Raw genomic sequence first — 22,870 nt, 5'->3', positions numbered from 1 at the left:
TGTTCCACCAAATTTTTTGGAGACCAAAAGATCTTGACTATTACCTATTGCATAATGCTTATTGTGAGTAATAGCTGCTGTTAAGTTACTGTATTTTTTTGTTTTTATTATTGACATAAATTAAACCATCCAACAAAGTACGTAAGCCGTTAGTCGAATGACTTTCTTCTTCATTCAATTTAAACTTAAAGTGTTTATTTGTCTTCTCTAAAATTCCAATTAGGGTGTCGTATGATTCTAATGAGTAGTCCCATCCATTATTACTTAGCGTTAAATAGAGAGCTTCATTTCTCAGTTTAGACGAGATGTTTTTTTGGATGAAATAATTATCCCAAAGAATTGCTGGGCTTGCTACTATATATTTATCAAAAATTTGATTTTCTGAAATATAGAATGACATCGCTCCCAATCCTCCATTAGAATGACCAAATAATGTTTTTTCGGTAAACTTAACTTGAAGATAATTTTCCAATTGAGGGATTATTTCTTTGGATAATGAGGCCTCAAAAAGACCAAAGTTACCTGTTGATGAGTATAAAATACTATCCTCCTCACTGCTCAAGTTCTTTATGTTTGTAGGTGTATAATATTTATATCGGCTTTTTACTGTACTTGGTAATCCAACTATCACAGTTAAAGGCATTTTATCTGACCATTCATAAAGTTCTGCAACGTCAGATGCTATTTTAAAATATTCATCTCCGTCTAGCAACACTAGTAAGGAGACAGAATCTTTTTTTGCTTGATTTAATCGTTCTGGTATACGAACCCAACATTCTACCGAATCTGATAGAAGTTCAGATTTCATCACTATTTTCTTACCGAAAGTAAGATCTGTTACTTGATTTTGGGAGAAACAGTAAAAAGGAATGATTAGTAATAAGATTAGATGGAAAGTTTTCATTTTTTTGGTGATGAGGTTAAATATTATGTACACACAATTCTGTTAATCAACATAAGGGAAAGTTGTAACATTATTGTATTTATTGATTACTCCTTTCAACTTTTCTATTTATACAGATGAGCTTGCTTTATTGTTTTTAGTTTGCTGTTATTTAGATTGTTGAAAGATGATTTAAAGATATAGGTTATTGTATTACAAAACAAGATGGTAGTTAGTACAGTAAATGAAATGATTAGGTAATTTGCACTTTCATTTTAAATTGGTGTTCAACTATTATTAAGACTAATATGTTTCTCAAAACATTTCAGAATGTTTAAGTGGATGACTTAGTAACCAACACTGTTCGTAGTATCGCTTTTCTGCTTAATACTACGAACAGTGGGGTATTTGTTGTTAAGTTTGAAATCTAACTAGATAGTAATTATTTTTTAAGAACTCTAAGGCTAATACGCTTACTATTTTTTCCAAATACATTGACTAAATAGACATCTGGATTCAAACTTCGTAAATCAAGTGTTCTTAGTTGAGACGTAATAATTTCCTTGCCTTGAAGGTTATAAACTACTGCATATTCGAAATCACTCCAATCTACATTAACAAAGTCATAAGTGGGGTTCGGATATACTGATATAACGTTACCGATATCATCATATAGTCCTAATACGATATTAGTGTCGTCCACATCATTCAAGTGGATAGTTATAGTAGCTTTATCAGAAAACTCCCCATCATTAACTTGAATGGTAAGTTGGAAAGATGGATTGGTTTCAAAATCAAGAATGGAGTTATCATTTACAGAAATTTCACCAGTGTTTGAATCAATTTTGAAAGCTCCTAGGTCATTTCCTGAAACAATAGAAAAGGTAAGGTCATCACCTTCATTGTCAAAAGTGGAAACAGTACAAACAACTGTCGAGACATCTGAATTTTCATCAATAATAAATGTAGCGTCGGATATTGATGGAGAAGTGTTCTCATCAATATCATTCAAATTGATAGTAATAGAAGCCTCATTTGAAAGCTTACCATCACTTACTTGAACGGTAAGTTGGAAAGATGGATTAGTTTCAAAATCAAGAATAAAGTTATCATTTACAGAAATTTCACCAGTGTTTGAATTGATTTGGAATGCACCTAGCCCATTGCCTGATACTATTGAAAAGGTAAGATCATCTTCTTCGGGATCTGAAGCTGAAACTGTCCCAACAACTGAAGAAACTGCCGAATTCTCATTAATGCTAAATGTAGTATCGGATATTGATGGGGCAGTGTTCTCATCAATATCATTTAAATTGATAATAATAGAAGCCTCATCAGTAAACTCCCCATCACTTACTTGAATGGTAAGTTTGAATGAAGGATTGGTTTCAAAATCTAGAGGTGTGTTATCAGCTACCGTTATTTTACCTGAAGTTGCATTGATTTGGAATGCACCTAGACTATTGCCTGAAACTATTGAAAAGGTAAGAACATCACTTTCGGGATCTGAAGCTGAAACTGTCCCAACAACTGAAGAAACTGCCGAATTCTCATTAATGTTAAATGTAGCATCGGATATTGATGGGGCAGTGTTGATTGGAGTACCACCTCTTCTAGCTGAATAAATAAACTCCAAAAAGCTAGGTGAGAAGTTTCTTGGAATTTTAATAGAATGTGCACCCGATTCATGAAGTCTAAGTACATTATTAGCACCATTAGCTACTAGTACATTGTTAAGACGAGATGTAGAACCTTCTCTATTGCTAGTCTTATTATGTGGTACTGTTGGGTCATCTAAGTTATTAATAATCCAAGTGGATAAATTAGTCACTCGACTCCAATCCATTTTTTGGTAGTTCTTCAATGATTGCAACATGGCCCCGTTGATAAAATAGGCTGCAGCTAATCGATTTGCTCCATCAGTGGTTAAGAAACGAGAAGTTACTATTCCACCGGCACTGAAACCTCCTAAATAAATTCGATCAGGATCTACATTGTAATTGGAAATAATATGATCTAAAAATTCATTGATCTGATGATCTGATAAACTACCTCCACTATTACCACTTTTAGGCTCAAATATATATGACGAATGCTTAGTTGCCGCAATAGGACGCTCGTACAAAGACCATTGTGCATCACTTCCTAACGCATTGTCTCCTCCACCATTACCATGTAGAAATATAAATGCGGGAATTTTATCGGTGTCAGACCATCTTGCTTTTTTAGAGTAACGATAAATCATCGTAGCATTCTTGTTGTTCTCATTTTTATGCACAAAAGAAGTGTTTTGCGTTTCCCACTCAAAAGTACCCTTTACATGCATGTCCCTAAGCTTAAATTTTGCCTGAGTAACAGAACCTGCATAATAAGTGGTAAATCTAATCGCTTTAAAGCGCTGGGCATTCTGTGCTATGTTGTTTGCAAATGTATTTTGGTATTCTCCTCCTGTAATCACGCCTTCACTATTGGTAGTAGGAGAGGTTTCTTTTTCCTGAGTAAAACTGATTGCTATATTTTGCCAGGTATTCAGATTCAAATCCACCTGATCACTAATATCGATGATATATTTTTTCTCAACACCGTTATTCATACAGATGATGATGATTTTGGGTACATAGGTGTTATTGTAACTCTGATCCAATAGTATATCAAAATTTAAGGTAGCACCCATCCAAGATTGTTTATTTACACCATTACTGCCATTGAATAAGAAAGTACCTGAGTTGTTTTGAAGTGTAATCCAATCTGAGGCGTCGGTATTGGAAAACTTTCCAGCAAATCGATCAGTATGAGTACCTTCACTAATGAAGTCTGAGTCGTCTAGAGTATCGCCATTTTGATCTCTACCGAAGAGATAATAGTCTACATTAGGCTCGTTGGCAGTGATATCTATTGCTGTAGCCAATAATGCTGCTTCTGTTCCAACTGAGGCCATAAATAGTAAAAGAGTGAAGATCGTATGTTGAAGAGTACGAAAAGTTGTAATAGTAGTATCCATAGAATTTCATTAATAATTCATCTCATTGGGTATGAGATCTAAGATTTCATTTCTCCTCAAATATGGGTTATAGAATAACTGGAATCGTTTATTAGAAGGTCAATTCGGTTCAAAATCAGATCATGTCGGAGTACTACTTTTTCTCAAATGCCATCTGACCAAGCTACTGGTATTACGATCAAGTGACCATATTTCATTTTGAGAAAGGTGTCGATATGTAACAAAAATCAAATATGAGGTTTCAGTTCGTAGTGATGCCTATCGGCTTAATAATTCGAGTTGTAGAGTAATAGACCTTATGAAATAAAGTTATTAGTTAGGATCAATTGGCTTTCTATCCAAATTAAATCGTATTGATCTCTTTTATTTCACTAGAGTTTCCTTTACGTTCTGATTTATTTTTTTGTAAGGTTAATCATATCTTTGTTGTTTATCGATTTACACTTTAAAATCCATCGCTTCTTTTCGAGATTTTATTTTTAGTTTGGAGTAAATACTGCTTATGTGTGACTTTACGGTAGTTAATTCAATATTACATTCAGCTGATATTTCTTTATTGCTCAGTCCATTTCTTAATAAGTCAAATATTTTACGTTCTTGAATACTTAGCTGTTTAATATTATGATTTTTACATTTAGAATATATTAACCCGCCTACCAACAGAAAACAAACAGCACTGACTAAAAAGATAAGGTGTTTTTTACTACCTATAGTAGTATAACCATACTCATTATTAGGAAATTTTTGTCGAAAAGAATTAAAATATGAACTGTTCTCATTTTCCCATTTTGACAAATAGTCCTCGTAGAATATAGGATTAACGAAATAGTCTTTTTGAAAATCAGTTTGATAGATGGCATAAAGAGAAACCAATGGATGCTTGCAACTATCCGCAATTACTTTTAGCTTTTCCGAGACTACCTCTTTAATAAATTCCTTTTCAATTATTGATTGGTCATAGTCAATTGAATTGGGGTAATTAGATAGTTTCTTAATGTAGTCAAAAGTCTTCATGTAATCAGCTCCTTCAATGCTTATCTCTCCGAATATTGGTCTGCCTCCTTTATTGAACACTTTTATTTCAGAATCACGTTTAGCGATTAAGAGTAAAAAGTTTTCGTCCATACTACCAATAACAAGCGAGTTGGGAGAAACTCCTTTTTTAACGATATGCAATCGAAAAAAGGACCATTGAGTTGGTATCTTATCTAAATCAATCTTAAAATTACCGAGACTATCAATTGTAGCACTTGTAATTATTATATCATTCGAAACAGCATTTTCTTTTTCAAATGTTTTGAGATATGACACATATACTTTTCTATCCCAAGTGTCATCTAATATCAATTTGCCAGAAATATGACCAATAGTATTTGAAAATCCATTGCTTTTAAAAGACAAGATGATAATGAGAATAGCAATTATATTTTTTATTACTTTATTCATTCATCACAGATTTAATAGATTGACGAACTGACATGGCAACATTACCATTCGATTTTTGGGATGAGATTTTTATTTGCCATTCACCAACTTCTGTAGTTGAGATCGTTTTATCAAAGGCTCCGGAAGTATATTCTGATTCTCTATTATTTGAACCCAATTGTGATTTTAAAGACAGTTCACCTTCTTTATTTCCCTTTGGGTTGAAGATTTCAATTAAAGTAGTACCAGATTTTACGTGTGCTCTGATACCTAAATACAGTGTTTTATTAGATGTAACTGTAAATGATATTGGTTTACTATTATCTATTTGACTAGAGATTATGATATTTTTACTTAGAATTTCTTCAGTGTTATCTATCCACTTTTGGTATTTCTTTCTTATCTCTTCATTTTTCTCTCTCTGAATCTCATTCTTTGTCCTTTGCTTTTCGTTCTTTTCTCTCTGGATCTTGTTTTTAGCCCTTTGTTCTTCATTCTTCTTTCTCTGAACTTCGGCAATTCTATTTTGTTCTTCTACTCTGGTTAAAAAATCTGCCTTTTGTTTTTCATACTCATTCAGACTTTTTTTGTATTCCTTACCTGTAACACCTTTTGCTTTTAACTGTTTGATGTAAGCTGCTTTATGAATATCCCAACTTTCTTTAGGTGTAAGTCCATCAAAATTATTGTAAGAATTAGGAGGATAGATATAGTTGTCTGCCAAGGAATCTTTATCCTCTTGACAAAACACAAAAGTGTTAGTCAAAAGTAAAATGAAGAATAAAAAGATACTTTTTTCCATACCAGTAAATTTAATGTTTAAAATTTATTTAAGGGTAAATCTAATTTGTACACTCAAAAAAATGGATAGTATAAGGGTAGGAAAAAGGTATGAGAGGGGTATGAAATGATGATATAAAAAGTGTAATTGTCTGATTATGTATTGTGTTAACATCTTTGACAAGAATCTTCTGAATAGGGGGGAGAGTATGTTATACTCCATAGATAGCATTATTGAAAAGACTATTTATGCTGTTGTATATAATGTGATGACTAAACTTGTGAGTGGTTGTGTCAACGGTGGTTGGTGTTCGCTATTCTTTTATTTACTGTATGTATAAAAAGACGTGGTTTTGAGTTTGCCGGAAACAAATTTTTTTACCTCTGTAGGATAACCTAAATGATTATATTTATACTCGTACGATATGTTGTCCCCCTCGGTTAGTTTATTGCCTTGCCTAAACTCTATATATCCAAGTAAGTACTTTGGATAAATCAGATTAGAAGGGTTATAATGATTATCATAAGTACATTTAGGAGGTTGATAATTATTAAAGCCACTAACATATTCAGTAACTGTACAGTTTTTATTGGAATCAAGGTGAATGACTTTTACTTGATCAGGGATCTTATTATCTACTTCATAATTACTTACTAAAGTTGAGGTTATTTTATTTTTTTCATGTTTGAGATAAGTTATACAGAAGCCTTTTAATTGAAAAACATTTTTCTGTGTATCACCTGAGTAGGATTTACCTGTATTATACTTCGTTAACTCGATGAGTTGACCTTCTGAATTATATTTTAAAATAGATTCCGAATTCCATTTTGCATTAGAATTTTCCCAAATGATTTTTGATATTTTTCCATCTTCATAAAAGAAGTGTTCAGTACTTTCAAATGCTTCACTTTTAATTGTGTAGCTCTTGATTCTTTGTTTTTCATCATAGTCATAAGTAACGATTTGATCATTATCTGCTTTTGTGGTATCAGCATGTATATACGTTAAACTTATAAGTTTGATGTTTTTGTTAACCGTTTTTGTTTGTGCCGAGCAATTCCATATGTTTAAAAATAGGAATATGAGTTTAAGGAAATATTTCAAGGTAGTCTGCTTTTGATTTCGTTGATAAATAAATTCTGAAGATGTTATGGCTAAGATATAGGCATAGTGTCACTTGTAAGTAACCTTTTTAAAAGTTTGTATTACAAAGAAAATCAATGTTTATCGATTTTAAAATTTTGATATCATTTTCAACATCCTCGATATTAAAAATGATATTTATGGTTGTAAACATATTGGGCAGTAGACAACGATAAACTTTCAAATTTGCACTGCCCCAAAACGTTGAAATTTGTTTTGATCTTATTCATATTAATAGCCATATTTTAAATATTTTCTTACGGGTAATATAACGATTTGGCGGCGTACGTAAATAGCAGTGAACTTCCGTAAACGTTCTATTTGCTATATGTTAGCTACTTTTTCTCTGCTATTTGTTCATCTATCTAACCAACGTTTAAAAGATGCTGCTTTGTCTTTTCCGATTATAATATCTTCTGAATGAGATGGTTGCATTTCAATTTTCAATTTCCCGTTAAAATAGGCATGGACTCTTTTAATAGCATCAATATTCACTATGAATTGACGATTTAATTTGAAAAAATTATCAGGCTGTAAATGATCTTTTAAATTTTCGAGTGAAAAATTAACTGGGTATTCTCTCTTTTCGAAAGTAACAGCAAAAGTGACGCCTCGCATACTGTAAAAGAGTGCAATGTCTTCAACAGGCAAATGAAAAAATGATTCATTGGAGTGTATCAGAAAGCGTTTACGGTATTCAGTCTTTTCACCTTTAATTAAAGAAGCAAGTTCGGAAAAATCAATATTGGAATTCTGTTCCTGAATATATTTCTTATTGTAGTTATGATATTTTTCAAAGGCAGATCTTAACTCATCTTTTTCTACTGGTTTTAACAGGTAGTCAATGCTATTGACTTTAAAGGCTTGGATGGCATATTCATCATAAGCAGTTGTAAAAATAATAGCACTTTCAACTTTTACCTGCTTAAAAATTTCAAAGCTAAGGCCATCCGATAATTGAATATCCAACAAAACAATATGGGGATGTGGATTGTTTTGAAACCACTCCACGGCAGATTTTATACTATTTAAGCACCCAATAACATTTGTTTCAAAATTGATTTCCTGCAATGTTTCTTTTAGTAAGCGTTGTGCTGGTAATTCGTCTTCTATTATTATTACTTTTATCATTTTATTCTTCGATTAAAGGAATGGTTACCACAAATTTCCCCTCTTGTTTACCATAAGTAAAACCATCTTTTTTAATGAGTTCAAATCGCTTGCTTAAATTAGCTAAACCAGTGTATGTTGAATTGACTGTATCAATAATTTGTAAGTTATTACTCACGATTAAAGTGTTATCACTACCGCTTTCGATTGAAATTTTCAGAACATTTTCTGCATTTGCTATGTTGTGTTTGAGAGCGTTTTCAATCAAAATTTGTAAGGTTAAAGGAGGGATTTGCATTGGTTGTATTTCATTAGAAATATTTACTACATATTCTAAAGCATTTCCTATTCTGACCTTATGCAGAAAAATAAAAGAATCAATAAATTCAAGTTCTTTGTTCAAGGAAATTAAATCGTGATTTTTACTTTGCAAAACATATCGATATACTTTCGATAGTTTTCGTGTAAAATTTTCTGCATTTGTTGGGTTATGTTTTATTTCTGAAATCAGCACATTTAAACTATTAAACAAGAAGTGTGGATTTACCTGATTTTGTAAAACACGATAATCTGCCTTGAGTTTTTCTTGTTTGTAATGTTCTGCATCTAGAAGAGAATCTTTCCATTGCTTAAAAAAGTTTATAGCTATAGAAATACTAATAAAACCAATTGAAAAAATAACAGAGCATATAAATATGATAACTGGTGCGTTGGGATAAATCAAGGACTGACCGTTGTTAAAATACTGGATCGTAAATGGTATCGCGATGCATATAAATGTCCATAGAATGATAATTCCTATTTGAATGAAAAGCCTTTTTTGTGGATTGTAATACCAAGGTCTTTTTCTGTTCAAATATCTATCAAAAAATAAGCTCCCTTCTATAATTAAATTCAAAAATAGTAAGTAACAAAATAAAAATAATTCCTTTGGAATTTGCAATTGATATTCTGTCTTTTCAGGCATGGCTATGCTAACTAATCGCATTACAGCGATAGAAAAAAACGATACCAAAACAATTCTAATGAGAGTATTTCTGTTATTTTTTGACATTTAAAATTTTAGTAATTATCAACCAACAATTTAAAATATATTTTAGTTCCTGAACATTTTCCTTCAATAATATTTCGCCCTCAAAAGTCATAAATGATGTAGTATTCGTCGCCAAGACGATGCTCAACAAAAATTTCTCCTCAACACATGCCTAAGGATTGCAAGAACTAACATCAATTTCGCTATATAAATTGGGGTCATGGTTTGGGTCTTCAACTGTGTAAGCCATCATTGAAATTTTAACAATTTCATCATTAGTAGAAAAACAAAGTTGGTGGAAGTTGTCATTGTCATTTATATCTGTTATTGAAATAGGTACATGTGGTATTAGAACTCCAGAACTGTCAGAATAGCCAATATAGTATTGAAACAAGTCAGATTCGGAATCACCACTTATATACGGTGTAACGCCACCATTCCAAGCAACTTGAATCGTTTGTGTTCCTGAATTACATTCATTGATATTACCATCAATTCTTTGGGCAAAGAATAAACTTGGTCCATCAGAAAGCGGAATTACATTCGTGGTAATGATTCCGTTTAGGTTTATGATTTCTGAACAAGCGGATTCTCCAGATAATATGTCAGTTGTAAATAAATCCCCTACAACTCTAACTTCAACAGGTGGGTTGGTAACAGCAGTACCAAATTCACCAAACAGAAGCACAGTTCGATTTTCTCCATTTTCATTAGCAGGAGCCAAAGAAACACACATAGGGGTATGTATATTTCCAAGACTATCTACCACTTCAAAATCCGTTTCCGATAAACTGGATGCGTCTATTGGAAATTTAAAATTAACAGGCATGCCATCTAACTGGCTTCCTAGTTGATTACATAGAATACTTGGTAGTGCATTATCAAGCCCAAAAAAAGCTGAGACAAGAGCATCTTGGTTCACCTGTTTTTGAAGAGTATCTTGGTTAATCTGTTCTTGAGGTTCTTCATTTTTGCTACATGAAAACAAGAGGAGTACTGTAAATAATTTAAATAGATTTCTCATATTTTCTTTATTAAAAAGTTGTTGAACTAGGATTATGTTGTTTTTGATATTTCAACCAATTTTTATATTGTTTTCAGTCAAAATACTTTTAAACTCTTTTGCAAAAATGAAGAGCTATCTGTTCCTTTTTAGAAATTTGTTTTTGAAGTCGAATTTTGGGCTTTGAGGTCGAAATGGAAGCAATGAAGAGAAATTTGTGTGTTGTGCGATGGGTAATGCAAGCTCAAGCTCTTTTTATTTTTGAGATATGAAAAAAATAAAAAGAGCTTGACTATGTGTAGGTGGGTTATTTTAGTTTAATTATTAAATCTATGCATACCGGTATAAGCATAGTAGCTGATACAAGAAGCTATTATCTCTTATATAGTGTTGTGCAACGTTTTATTTTTTCGTTTAGCACTTCCATCTCTGGATTCAATTTTAAAGCTTTTTTGTAGGCTATAATAGCATTCTTATAGTCTCCCAACTGTTCTAGATTTTGTCCTTTTATATCGTGTACTTCCCAATCATCTGGTAATTCTTGTATCATAATGTCACTTAACTGAGTACTAATATTATAATTACCCTTCCCAAAATGGAAACGCTCCAACCAGTAAGTGTCTAAGACATTGTTTGGATATTCCTCACTTTTTAGTTTTTGATATTTGCTAACTAAACTACCAATATTTCCTGCGTCTATTTCTTCTGCTAATTCGTAAGTTATTGTGCGTTCGGGATGATTTATTTTGAATGTCGGATAAAGGATGTTAATTCCAATATCATCAACCACATTCACTGAATTGGAAAGGATTACAACTCCTGTGCCTGTATTTCTATTATAGCCTACAAATGAAATAAATCCTCCAGTCCCTCCATTATGCAAAAGAACACTGGTTATGCTGTCAGGTTTTAAAACAAACCATCCGTCTTTGTAAAACAGTCTGTCTTTTCCTAAGTTGGGAACTCCTGTTTGAATAAGGTTCTGTAAGTCATCAGAACTAAATAAAGGATTGTTTTGCTTTTGATATTGTAAGTACCTTAAAAGGTCTTTAGTGTTACTAACTAAACCACCTGCATACCTGCTCGGTCCTGTAAAATTCCAATTACTATTTGCAGTGCCAATATTAGTAGGCTTCGCAATATTCTGATTTTCTTCCGTAGGAACTGATAGAAATGTATTATCCATCCCTACATCATCTAAGAGACCACTCATTAAATTTTCAAAAGATTTACCCGTCACTATTTCAATAGTCCTACCAAGTAATCCATAGCCTAGATTAGAATATTTCCAAATATTGGAAGTGTCAGGGTTTAAATTCTGTAATTCAACTTGTAAAATATCGTTTGAGTAGCCATTGAAAGGGTCTGACCAATCTTTAGGGGAGAATTGATTGGATAGCCGAGGGACTCCAGCAATATGGTTTCTTAATTCAGAGGGTGTAATGCTATCCAAGTTTGGATATTTGGTTGCTGAATAAAAGGAAGATAATGGACTGTCTAAAGAATCTTTCAGGTAAATTTCGGTAAGAGTTGCTGTAAAGGTCTTGGTAACGGAGCCAATTTCATATAGGGTTAAGCTATCTGGTTGCTTTTTATTGTTTTCAAAGTAGCCGAAACCATAAAATTTGGTATTTCCATTAGGTAATAAAACTCCAATGGAAATGCTCGGGTTAATTTCAAGTTCTACTCGTCTCTTAATTTCATTTTCTAACTCTTCAGTGATTACTTGTCCCAAAAGACTAGTTGAAATAAAACTTAGTAAAAGGCAGTAAATATACTTCATTGTTTTTTCTTTAATGTTGCACAAACGTTCTGTGTATAGTGGGTATGCACTATACATCTTGTTGTGTTGTCGTTTTTATCTCTTTTCTTAGTTTAATTATATCCGAAATATGTGTCCAAATTACAATTGGAACTATTGTAGCTGGTAAGAGGACAAATGGGAAATAATTTATTCCTCGATTGGGCTGTTCAAATCCAAATTGTTGAAATGGTAGTTCAGCTGATAATATTCCATTAAAAAGAATGAAGAGCACAAGTATTAATCCTATAACGTTCCAAGCTATTAAAGCCTTTTTACTAATTATTTTTTTCATGAATAAAAGTCCAATTAACGGAGCAGTAATTCCCATAAAGATATCATAATTTCTGCCTTCAAAAGTCATTAATCCTGGTATCATTTTATGTGTATATAGTCCGAATAGAACTATTTCAACGGGCAATCTAATTGAATGTAGGAAAGTGCTGATTTTCGTTTCTCTCTTTTCAAAAATCCACTTTTGCTGTTTAGATAATAATCCATAGATAATCAAAAATGTTGTTGGAATCAGTACTAATCCAAATCTTGGAGGAATCGAATCTGTAATTTGGTAAAATCCGATATATGCCAATATGGATTGCATAGTTGACCAAACAATAATCAGAAGGGTTAACTTTTTTGGTTTTCCATTTGAAAAATGAAATAGAATTATTGTCGATATGCAAGTAACGATAAAAGTTAGATCGATCCAGTTTGGTAAATTTTCTATCATTTTTTGTTTTCGTTTAATGTTGCACAAACGAATTTGCTAAACTGCAAGCAAGGGTGTGTCACCTGAGACTTGCTGTTTTAAGCCGTTTTATTCTAGTTTAGAATACTTTATATTTCCTATCTTTTCTACAGCAATTACAACAAATTCATTAGCAACATCTCCAAAGGATTCAATAACCTCCAATTTGACCTTTTCAGTCTGTTGTGAGTTTTCAATTTTCTGACTTTTAATATTGTGTTTAGTTGTCCAATCTAATCCTAGGTAACATCCATACTTAAAGATTATTTCTTTAAGGCCGAACCCCTTGTCCATTGATTCTTTTACCTGTTTGACAATTGAAGATTCTCGAAGATTGAAATCTATCAGATACTGTGGTTGTTTGTTTTGATAAATTACCCATTCATCAGTTGAGAGCTCATAAAATGGAACTGCTCTGAAAGGTCCATTTTCACTTTCAACCAAATATGATTCTATATCAAGAGTTACTGATCTTATTTATATTGTGCCCAACATATATGCTAAACTGCGAGCGAGGGTGTGTTACCCGATACATGGAGATTTAGCTAGTGTTGGGCAACGTATATTATTTTGTATTGTCTTTAATGAAAGGAACCTCTTCGATTTCACTCTCTGTTAATTCGCTTTGTAATTTATCTTTATTCCAATCAATATCATAATATTCATATCTTTCAAATAAGAGATTATATGCTGATTGATGAAATCCATAACTTTTTAGTTTATTGTAATTCATATAAGCTATTGAATCTGATATTGTTTTGGTATTATATTCTATTGATAATAATGAAAGTAATGTGTCATTAACTAATTCAGTAGAAATTGAGTTTTCCATTTTTTCTAAATCCATTGATTTTTTAATTTCATTAAGGATATTAAAAACCACTTCTTCATTATTTTCCACTTTACGTCTATACCAAAATTCATAATAGTATTTACTGCCTATATCAGTTGTGTCATATGATAAAATTAAAGAATCAACTAATGAAGTTAGATCTTTATTTATATAGATATCTTTATAAATTATAGGTGAGGAATTTAATTTTAAAGTTTTAATTAATTTCTGGTAACCAAAAGCTTTTAATGTTTCATGAATCATTAAAAGATTAGATTCTTCTCTAAGCCACTTATGAGTTAGAATATTTTGATCTTTGAGAATATCAAAGCTAGTTTTCTCTTCAATGTAATGTTTATTATTCTTTGAAGTATTACATGAAATAAATAACATAGCACATAATACTTGAGTAATAATTTTATCCATAACTTTTGTAGTTAGTTGAATATGTTGCACAAACGTATATGCTAAACTGCGAGCGAGGGTGTGTCGCCTGAAACTTGCTGTTTTAAGCCGTTTTATTCTAGTTTAGAAAATTTTAGATTCCCTATTTTCTCTACAGCAATTACAACAAATTCAGTATTGTTTGTCCCTAGATGACCATAACCATTTTTGCTCTCTTTTTTTAGAATTCCTGTTAGGGTCAAGTTGAAATATCCACCACACCTTCCACTTAACTTATGAAAATTGGATGTTAATTTTTGATTTTCAGAAATCTCGTTAAAGTTCAATTCCATTTGAAAACTTGATGAACAAGAGTCAGTTTTAATGGTTTCAAAACTAGAGTATTCCATACAACTACTAAATTTTCCTTTGATTGTTAAGGTGTCTCCTTCATGATAATTGAGGTCACAAGAAGTAGTTATTTTTTTGAAATTTTGAGCTGTCAATTGAATCGAAACAAGAGTCAGAACAAATGCTATAATTAGAGGATTTAACTTCATTATGTGTGTTTACATTAAATGATGGTTTACGGTAAATTGTATGAGTAGTGGCAGATTGCGTGGTAGTTTTCTGTCAAACCACTACTATGTTTGAGCGGGCTACAAACCTTGATATTTAGCACTTTGTCTGCATTACTTATACAAAATGTTGTAGGGCGTTTTTATTCATTTTCCAATATTGAAGCTTCCCAACCTATCATAGCTTTCTTTCTTGTTGGATTCCAATGATAGCCACCAAAATTTCCCGATTTTTGAATTACTCTATGGCATGGAATCAGGTAGGCTATCGGATTGTTTCCTATTGCAGTTCCCACTGCTCTCGAAGCTTTTGGATGCTGAATCGCTTCTGCTATTTCTCCATAAGTAGAGAGATTTCCATAAGGAATGGATAACAATGCTTCCCAAACTTTCAATTGAAATTTTGTTCCTTTCAAATGTAATTTTATTTCATTTAGATTAGTCCAGTCGTTACGGAAAATAAACAAAGCGTCTTGTTGAAATTTATCTACTTTTTGATTGAATGTTGCATTCGGGAAAATGCCTTGTAACTCCTCGAATGCTAATACATTATTCTCGCTAAATGCCATATGGCAGATTCCTTTATTGGTAGCTGCTACTATGATTTCGCCAAAAGGAGTTTCAGCAAAACTATAATTGATTATAAGGCTTGAACCACCATTTTTATATTCTCCAGGAGTCATGCCCTCAATCGTTACAAACATGTCGTGAAGCCTTCCTGTTCCAGATAAGCCCATTTCGAAAGCTGTATCAGATAGGTTGCTTTCTTTTTTCCTGAGTAAACCCTTTGCATAACTTGAACTGATAAATTTCAAATATTTTTTCGGACTAATTCCTACCCATTCCTTGAATAGACGCTGAAAATGAAAAGGGCTTAAGTTTACATGTTCAGCTATTGTGTCTAAAGATGGCTGTACTTTATGGTTATCATCTATAAATGCAATTGCCTCTGCAATTTTATTATATTGATGTGTTTTATTGTCCAACATAGCCTGTAACTTCATCATTTAGTTCATCAACCAATTCATCGATTTCCTTTTCAGTAGTATTATAGTTTGTAATACAAGCCCTAAAAGTAGGTATTCCTTTTATAGGGTAAACAGATAACCATGATTTACCTTTTGCTAAAATCTTATCCAATATTTCTTTTGTGAAATTTGAATCTGTTTCAAAATCTGCTTTTGTAAAACACACCACTGGTAAGCCTGTATAGTTTTTTATAAGCCAACCACTTTTTAATAACTTATTTCTCAAATACTGCCCCATCTCTGCCTGATGATTGATGGTTTGTTCATATCCTTGCCAACCATAAAATAGTAGTGAAAGATATATTTTTAAACCAATGAATCGCCTCGACCATTGTATAGAATGTGTAAAGGGTTCGGTAATCGTAAGTTTATCTGCCTCTTTAGGCATATATTCTGTTGTAATTCTGAATGTTTTACCAAGAATGTCATTTTTCGATGTCAAAAAGATACTTGTTCCCATTGGAACTGACATCCATTTATGAGCATCAAAAGTAATAGAATCAGACTTTTCAATGCCTGTTAACTGGTGTTTCAAATCCTGACTTAAAATTGCTCCTCCACCATAAGCTGCATCAACATGAAACCAAATGTTATTCTTTTTGCAAATGAAACTTAGTTGATTCAGTTCATCAATTGTTCCTGTGCCAGTAGTTCCAGCAGTTCCAATAATCATTAATGGCGAATAAACTGATGAGTCAAGTTCATTTAGTTTTTGCTGTAAAATCTCTGTGTCCAGCTTTAATTCATCTGTAACGGGTATTGATTCTACAAGACTGTACCCAATTCCAACAACTTTTGCTGCTTTTTGAATAGAGTGGTGAGCCTCTACTGAACAAAATACAACAGGCTTTTTGTCCAAACCAAATGTTCCATCTTTAGCAAAGTTTGGGTATTTATGGTTCAAAGCACAGAGCATAGCTGTAAGATTGGCTTCAGCTCCTCCTGTTGTAAAAACACCATCTGCATTTCCATCGTATCCAAATTTATTTGCAAATTCCCTAATTATTAACTCCTCTACTTCAACGGCAAAAGGGGCATGGCTCCAAGCAGCTAATTGAGGGTTATAAGTAGCTGTGATTAAGTCAGCGATAATTCCTGCATAATTAGAACGTGGATTGAACAACCCAAAATACTTAGGATGTGGTGTATGAACTGAAAAGGTTTCAAGTCCTTTTATTACATGCTCGATTGCTTTATCAGGGCTAATGCCATTAGCTAATTCTTTAGTAAGTATAGATTCTCTGATTTCTTTTATGTTCAAATCAGGATTGGTTTTAAAATCTTTTGTTGAGCTATAATAGTTCTCCAACTTTTCAGAAACTGTTTTGAGTATTTCTTTTCTCTGTTTATTGTCAAAATCAAATTGCATATTAATTCCTTTTAAATGTTTTGACAAAATTCTCAATTCTCAAAACGTAATGAAACCCGATTCTTGCGGTTTCTCAAATGCCCTACGTCCCATGTATGAGTAGTAGCGTGTAAAACCAACCATAGAACCTATTTAGTTGAAAAATACTAAAATGCACTGACTTTTCTAGGTAGCGGAACGGAGCTATTACTTATACAGTATGTTATAGCTTTTTTACTTTCTTAACTTAAGTCAATCACTTGTTTGTTGAAAGGGGTATTTCTTTGTCAAACAAAAAATGCAGAATAAAAATATGAATCAATGCAGAATTTTAACTTTAATAACTATAGCCATTCTTACACTACCAGCTTTTTCTCAAACTAAAACTGATTGGAAAGTTCAAACTTCGAGAGATGGAAATTTTTTGGTAAAGAGTAAGGTATATTCTGTTAAAAGTGAATCAGATAAGAAAAAATTTCTTGAGTACGAAGCGACGACTCAATTCGATCTTGATTTTGAAAGGTGTGTACACATCCTAAAAAACGTAGTAAACCATAAAATAATAATCAATGAGAAAGAGAGTAGATTACTCGATTCTATTTCAGAAAATAAATCTCTGATCTACTATTTTTTTGAGCCCACTTGGCCATTTAAAAATTCGGACTGTGTAGCCTTTATGATTTCTAGTATAAATTCTGAAAATGAGAAAGCTACATTCCAAATAGAAGCAAGTCCTTCATCTTACAGATCGTTAGGGGTAAATCGTCTGACTGATTATAGCATGACTTTCACAATTAAAAAGCTTATTAGTGGTAAAGTCGAGATAAATACAACGGCAAAAATTTCACCTACTGTGAATGTCCCCAACTTTATGTTAAAAGCATTTTTTCCTAAAGGCCCTATAGATATACTAAAACGCATAAATCAACTGAGTAAAAATGATTGAAATAGTAAAAAATAATTCCGTAAAGAGGAGATCTCGAATTACAGGTATTTTTTACCTACTTGTTATTCTATTTGGTAGTTCATCTGAATACATCCGTTCAATTGTAATTGTTGAAGGAAACGTAAGTCAAACGGTTGCAAACATCCTTAGTTCAGAACTTGTATTCAGATTAGGCGTCTTGAGTGATTTTGTTATGATTGTTTGCTACATCTTATTGGCTGTAGTACTTCATTCCATTTTCACAAAATATAATCGAACATTGTCATTATTGTTTTTACTGTTTACCCTAGCAAGTTCAGTTTTACTTTGTGTGAGTACATTTTACCAATTTTCTGCTATACTATTACTGACGAACGAATTTCTTGCTTGGAGTCAACTAGACCTGCATACACATGTGATGTTTTCACTGACAAAACATTTATATATGTATCTTACGGCTCAAATATTTTTTGGTTTATGGCTTCTTCCTTTAGGGTATTTGGTTTGGAAATCTAGGAAATTCCCGAGTATCATAGGTATTCTGCTGATGTTATCTTGTTTTGGACATCTAATTGAATTTTTGATCTATTTCATAAATCCGGAATATAAATCACTTTCGTATCCCGGGTTGATGGTTGCAATGATAGGAGAGTTTTCCTTTTGTTTATGGTTGTTGATAAAAGGAATTAAAAACGATTAGGGCTTTGAAGCGGTTCTTTTTCTAATTCTACTCAAAGACTCAGGCGTCATCCCTAAATAACTTGCTAGATGATATTGTGCTACCCGCTGTATTAGCGATGGATTTTTTTGGAGTAAATCGAAATATCGTTCCTCTGGACTTTGTAGTTTAAAATTCTCAAATGACTCCAAAAGCTTACCGTTATTTTGCTCTGTAAGCAACCTTCCAAGTGTTTCAAATTGAGGGAATCTTTCAAAAAAGTCTTGTTCAACTTCTGTTGTTCCGATTGCCAATGTAGTGTCTTCTAAACAGGAAAGGGAATAAAGTGATGGTGATTTTTCCATTACGCTTTTTATGGTATTCAGAGGTTGTTCCTCTGTATAAAAAAAAGTAGTTTTTTCTTCACCTTCTATTGTCCTGTACTGTCTTACAAGACCTTTTAAATTAAAATAACAAACGTCACAAACTTCTCCTTCTCTAATGATTACAGTTCCTTTTTTAAATGTTTTAATTGGGATGTATTGGTTCATAGCATCTATTTCATCTTGACTTAGATCTATAAATTTTGAAATATATTGGACAAGTAAATTTCTCATTTTTATTAGCTATTGTTAGAGCATGTTTTAATTGTTAGGAAGCTTAAATGGTATCGGTAAAACCATTCTTTGTTTAACATTATATCCTTTCTTTTTATTTTTATGTGTTCTAGCAGGAGTCCATGATGAACATGCTGATAATATTCTAATAGCCTCATTATTACATGATTCATTTAAGCCCCTAACTACTTCTATTGAATCATCAATAACTTGACCTTTTTCATCTATAATAAATTTCACATAAACCTTTCCTTCTACTCTTGATTCCAGTGCATCTTTCGGATACTTTAATTCTTGAATTGCCCATTTATAAAACTTTCCCATACCTCCTTCATATTCCGCAGGTACTGCAACTTCTTCAAATATTTGATCATCTTGTCCATAAAGAATATTACAAGTGAATAGAAGAGAAATGATAAAAAAGTAAGTTTTAATTGTTCTCATTTTTTTGTTCATAAAAATTTAGTTTACTTTTTAGTAGAATAATGATTGAGAGTAATATGCTCTAACGAATTTGCTAAACTGCGAGCTAGGGCGTGTCGCCCGAGACTTGTTGTATAGCTGTTGTTGTAATGCGTTTGTTTAATCTATTTTCTCAAAATCTTGATATATATTTAATAAATAAGACTTTTCATCACTTATTTCATCATATAAAATCCAATTATCTAATCTAGAATTAATTAGACTTTTTGTAATTGTGTTGATGTGAATGATATCCGTATAATAAATGATTTTCTCTCCATTATCTAATGTATCTATTTTATCTATAAATAATACATCCCCACACTTATTCAGCCTCCAATTATATTTTATTTTTCTTAATGAATCTATCTGAAATGTTAAAACATCATGTTCTATTTCCATTATTAGATCACCTTCAAATATTATCATTTTTTCATCATCTGAATATATATCATAAGCATTTCGTCTATATTTTTTATTTTTCGAGTTATGACTTACCCATTTACCTTGTAATAAAGTAGAGTCAATATTAGATATAAGGGGTTTATTAGTATAAGAGATTAGTTTTCCATTTTCATCAAAAAATGAGAAAGAACTATCAGATATAGAGATTAGTTGATAAATGCCTTTTTTAAATCCAGTATTATTAAATAAGTCAATATAATAATAGAGATAATAATCTTCATAAAATTCCGCTATCCCCCAATTATTTATATTAATTGATTTTGTAGTATCGCCAACAAAATAATTATATATTAATTGAGATTCAATCATAGTCTCATTTTTAAAAAACTCTAATTCTTTTCCTTGTTTATTAGTCCAGATGTTATTTTGTAAGATGTTTTTTATTTTATTGCTAGACTTATTGATTTTCACTTTTTTAGGTCTAGTAATAACAAATTGATTATTATTATCTTGAAGTATTAAAGTATCACTATCTAACCTTCTAATTACTGACTTATAAGAATTAAATAATATAGTATCTTTATTTATAGACCATTTATTTGAAGTTTCTTTATAACCAAGCTGAGAATGAATTAAGTCTCCATTTTTTTTAAACTCAAATAAAATTGGGTTTGTATACATAGAAAGTGAAGAGTCAACATTTTGATGTAACCAATAATTTAAGATCCATTTACCCTCAGGATTATATAAATCTCTATGAGAACTACAGCTTGAAATAATAATTAATAGAATGATTAATTTTTTCATCCTTAATTGAGTTTATTAGTTTACTGTGCTACGATATGCATTACGCCTAGGTTATAGTGCGTGCGTGTCAGCTAAGGTCGAGTCGACCGCAACACTGTGTGGACAATGCACTTATAGCCGATGTTGTAATGTGTTTAATTTGTCATCTTATATAGTTCTTCAAATACCTCTGGTTCAGTGGAAAACTTCCAATATTCCTTTTGTGATAAAATGGAGTGCTCATATAACTCCGTTTGTTCATGATCATTGGCATCAACTAGGAGTACATAGTTATAAAAAAGGACTTGCAGATATATATTAATATAATGCTGTTTAAAGCTTTCTTTTGGTTTTCTTTTGTCAAGTCTAAACACAAAGTCCTGAAAAGCTAAAGATTTATAATTGTAATATTCTTGTCCATTAAATTTAGGATACTTATTAATATACTCTTTTGCCTCTTTCATCTTAGGAGGTTTATTATAATCCATAAAAAATTTAATTCCAGAGTAATATATATTCATACAATTTAAAAAGAATATCCCTTTTTCAACGTCATTAGATAGGTTGAATTCATCTAGATTAAAATTTATTTTTTCAAAAGTCAATCCCTTATTCTTGTTTTCAGCTAAACTAAAAATCAAATCATAGTAAAAATTGACTAATTCATTATAAGGTGTTTTTTCGGCTCTTAGAATAGCTAATTCGTCAAATAAAGACACATTTTCGGATCCGAACATTTTATGATTCAGTCGAGAAATAATGTAAATATTTTTAAGATCTGTAGTGTCTGGTTTTGTTAAAAAGGGTTCTGAGATAATTGAATTTTGTTCTGTAATGATTTCTAAAATAAACTTCTTAGAGAAAACTAATTCTTTTGACTTGATATTTTTGAGTTTTTCAAGTGTAGATTCATCAGGTGAGCCTTTTACATGATTGTTGTGGAATATAGTAGCTAACTCAATGATCTCTGTTTGAGTGTCTACTTTTTGAGCTGTAGCTTGAATGTATAAACCAATAAAAAATAAACAGAAAAGGAATAATCTCATATTTTATCTTTCTTAATTTTATGTGATAGTTAATCAATCCATTACAACGTAATGGCTAAACTACGACCAGCGGGTGCGTCACCCGATGGATGGAGATTAGCTGATGTTGTACTTTGTTTAAATACCTCTAACTAATATTGGAAAAGCCTCACCACTATCATGATCTCCAATTAAGATCATAAGGTTACTTATCCCATTTAATTGAAATAATTCTCCTTCTTCTTCTAGTTTTGTAAAAGCCTTATGAATAGATTCCAATCCATAAGAAGTAAAAACCTTCCTTAATTCTTTATAGCCTTTCATTTTTATAAGACTACGATCAGCATAATTTGATTCAAGTTCGGCTAAAGGGTTACAATATTCTAATGTTATACCAGGCATTCCATAAAAACCTTTGGCGAAATCATAGCTATAACCCATTGAAATACTTTCTGTACTCACCTCAAAATCTTCCCAATCAACTATTCCATAACTTAATGCTGACACTTCATTATAATAGATATTATCTTCTATTTCAATAAGAATAGCTTGAAGTTTTTCTTCTGGATTAATTCCTTTTTGGGGGTTTGTCCACCAATCTTCAACATTAGCAAGAATTTCTTCTTCTAATTCTAAACTATACTCTTCAAAATTAAAACTTTCTAATTCATCTACTAAATTCTTGAATTTAGGATCTACTTCTTTTAGGTTTTTGAAATTGACCAATGCTTCTTCTCTTTTTGAAGCTAAATAAGGTGCTATATTAGATTTGTCTATTTTCATTACTTTTGTTTGCTTGAAAGATGATGTTGATGAATAAAGTACAACGTAACGGCTAAACTACGACCAGCGGGCGTGTCGACCGGTGGATGGAGGTTAGCTATTGTTGGCAAC

At 31.7% G+C, this 22,870-nt stretch carries 22 protein-coding genes; 2 read left to right on the top strand and 20 right to left on the bottom strand.

From position 1 onward, the window contains the following. Positions 1-85 precede the first annotated feature (85 nt). The 15 genes from HGP29_RS09300 to HGP29_RS09230 form a co-directional block, all read right to left on the bottom strand. Positions 86-904, bottom strand: coding sequence for an alpha/beta hydrolase (locus HGP29_RS09300; protein WP_168882124.1), 819 nt, complete (start codon positions 902-904; stop codon positions 86-88). Between the two features lie 421 nt (positions 905-1,325). Further along, entirely contained in the window at positions 1,326-3,884 is a 2,559-nt protein-coding gene (locus HGP29_RS09295) for a cadherin domain-containing protein (protein WP_168882123.1), read from the bottom strand. 438 nt (positions 3,885-4,322) lie between these two features. Further along, a complete protein-coding gene (locus HGP29_RS09290) occupies positions 4,323-5,330 on the bottom strand; it encodes a response regulator transcription factor (RefSeq protein WP_168882122.1) in 1,008 nt (335 codons plus the stop codon). Next, complete coding sequence (locus HGP29_RS09285; protein WP_168882121.1) at positions 5,323-6,111, bottom strand: hypothetical protein; 789 nt, start codon at positions 6,109-6,111, stop codon at positions 5,323-5,325. The genes HGP29_RS09290 and HGP29_RS09285 overlap by 8 nt, the downstream gene beginning before the upstream one ends. 300 nt (positions 6,112-6,411) lie before the next feature. Continuing rightward, entirely contained in the window at positions 6,412-7,194 is a 783-nt protein-coding gene (locus tag HGP29_RS09280; protein WP_168882120.1) for a hypothetical protein, read from the bottom strand. A 396-nt stretch (positions 7,195-7,590) separates the two neighbouring features. After that, complete coding sequence (locus HGP29_RS09275) at positions 7,591-8,364, bottom strand: LytR/AlgR family response regulator transcription factor (RefSeq protein ID WP_168882119.1); 774 nt, start codon at positions 8,362-8,364, stop codon at positions 7,591-7,593. A gap of 1 nt (position 8,365) precedes the next feature. Further along, on the bottom strand, positions 8,366-9,397 hold the full coding sequence (locus tag HGP29_RS09270) for a sensor histidine kinase (protein ID WP_168882118.1): 1,032 nt from the start codon (positions 9,395-9,397) through the stop codon (positions 8,366-8,368). 151 nt (positions 9,398-9,548) lie between these two features. Next, positions 9,549-10,400, bottom strand: coding sequence for a hypothetical protein (locus HGP29_RS09265; protein ID WP_168882117.1), 852 nt, complete (start codon positions 10,398-10,400; stop codon positions 9,549-9,551). A 352-nt stretch (positions 10,401-10,752) separates the two neighbouring features. Beyond that, positions 10,753-12,162: a serine hydrolase gene (locus tag HGP29_RS09260; protein WP_168882116.1), complete on the bottom strand. Its 1,410-nt coding sequence runs from the start codon at positions 12,160-12,162 to the stop codon at positions 10,753-10,755. Between the two features lie 49 nt (positions 12,163-12,211). Beyond that, positions 12,212-12,910 (bottom strand): hypothetical protein, encoded by a 699-nt coding sequence (locus tag HGP29_RS09255; protein ID WP_168882115.1) that lies wholly within the window; start codon positions 12,908-12,910, stop codon positions 12,212-12,214. Between the two features lie 87 nt (positions 12,911-12,997). Next, positions 12,998-13,372, bottom strand: coding sequence for a hypothetical protein (locus tag HGP29_RS09250; protein ID WP_168882114.1), 375 nt, complete (start codon positions 13,370-13,372; stop codon positions 12,998-13,000). 121 nt (positions 13,373-13,493) lie between these two features. Next, positions 13,494-14,186 carry a hypothetical protein gene (locus HGP29_RS09245; protein WP_168882113.1) on the bottom strand — a complete coding sequence of 231 codons (693 nt, stop codon included), beginning with the start codon at positions 14,184-14,186 and terminating at the stop codon, positions 13,494-13,496. A gap of 92 nt (positions 14,187-14,278) precedes the next feature. Continuing rightward, a complete protein-coding gene (locus tag HGP29_RS09240) occupies positions 14,279-14,704 on the bottom strand; it encodes a hypothetical protein (protein WP_168882112.1) in 426 nt (141 codons plus the stop codon). A gap of 161 nt (positions 14,705-14,865) precedes the next feature. Then, a complete protein-coding gene (locus tag HGP29_RS09235) occupies positions 14,866-15,729 on the bottom strand; it encodes a bifunctional helix-turn-helix domain-containing protein/methylated-DNA--[protein]-cysteine S-methyltransferase (protein WP_235958288.1) in 864 nt (287 codons plus the stop codon). Then, entirely contained in the window at positions 15,698-17,119 is a 1,422-nt protein-coding gene (locus HGP29_RS09230; protein ID WP_168882111.1) for a pyridoxal phosphate-dependent decarboxylase family protein, read from the bottom strand. Before HGP29_RS09230 ends, HGP29_RS09235 begins: the two co-directional genes overlap by 32 nt. Before the next feature lie 277 nt (positions 17,120-17,396). On the opposite strand from HGP29_RS09230, the gene HGP29_RS09225 reads away from it, so the two are divergent. Both HGP29_RS09225 and HGP29_RS09220 read left to right on the top strand, forming a co-directional pair. Next, a complete protein-coding gene (locus HGP29_RS09225; protein ID WP_168882110.1) occupies positions 17,397-18,044 on the top strand; it encodes an SRPBCC family protein in 648 nt (215 codons plus the stop codon). Continuing rightward, positions 18,037-18,723, top strand: a complete 687-nt coding sequence (locus tag HGP29_RS09220; RefSeq protein ID WP_168882109.1) for a DUF4386 domain-containing protein — start codon at positions 18,037-18,039, stop codon at positions 18,721-18,723. Before HGP29_RS09225 ends, HGP29_RS09220 begins: the two co-directional genes overlap by 8 nt. On the opposite strand, the gene HGP29_RS09215 is transcribed toward HGP29_RS09220, so the two are convergent. From HGP29_RS09215 to HGP29_RS09195, 5 genes are all read right to left on the bottom strand, one after another. After that, positions 18,720-19,298, bottom strand: coding sequence for a Crp/Fnr family transcriptional regulator (locus HGP29_RS09215; protein ID WP_168882108.1), 579 nt, complete (start codon positions 19,296-19,298; stop codon positions 18,720-18,722). The two genes, HGP29_RS09220 and HGP29_RS09215, sit on opposite strands and share 4 nt — an antisense overlap. A 27-nt stretch (positions 19,299-19,325) precedes the next feature. After that, positions 19,326-19,742, bottom strand: coding sequence for an energy transducer TonB (locus tag HGP29_RS09210; protein ID WP_168882107.1), 417 nt, complete (start codon positions 19,740-19,742; stop codon positions 19,326-19,328). 138 nt (positions 19,743-19,880) lie between these two features. Continuing rightward, positions 19,881-20,972, bottom strand: coding sequence for a hypothetical protein (locus HGP29_RS09205; protein WP_168882106.1), 1,092 nt, complete (start codon positions 20,970-20,972; stop codon positions 19,881-19,883). 134 nt (positions 20,973-21,106) lie between these two features. Next, positions 21,107-21,997, bottom strand: coding sequence for a hypothetical protein (locus HGP29_RS09200; protein ID WP_168882105.1), 891 nt, complete (start codon positions 21,995-21,997; stop codon positions 21,107-21,109). Positions 21,998-22,114: 117 nt separating this feature from the next. Next, a complete protein-coding gene (locus HGP29_RS09195; protein ID WP_168882104.1) occupies positions 22,115-22,759 on the bottom strand; it encodes a hypothetical protein in 645 nt (214 codons plus the stop codon). Positions 22,760-22,870: the final 111 nt, after the last annotated feature.

The organism is Flammeovirga agarivorans (assembly GCF_012641475.1).
Taxonomy (GTDB): Bacteria; Bacteroidota; Bacteroidia; order Cytophagales; family Flammeovirgaceae; genus Flammeovirga; species Flammeovirga agarivorans.
This window is presented reverse-complemented; position numbering and strand designations above follow the sequence as displayed.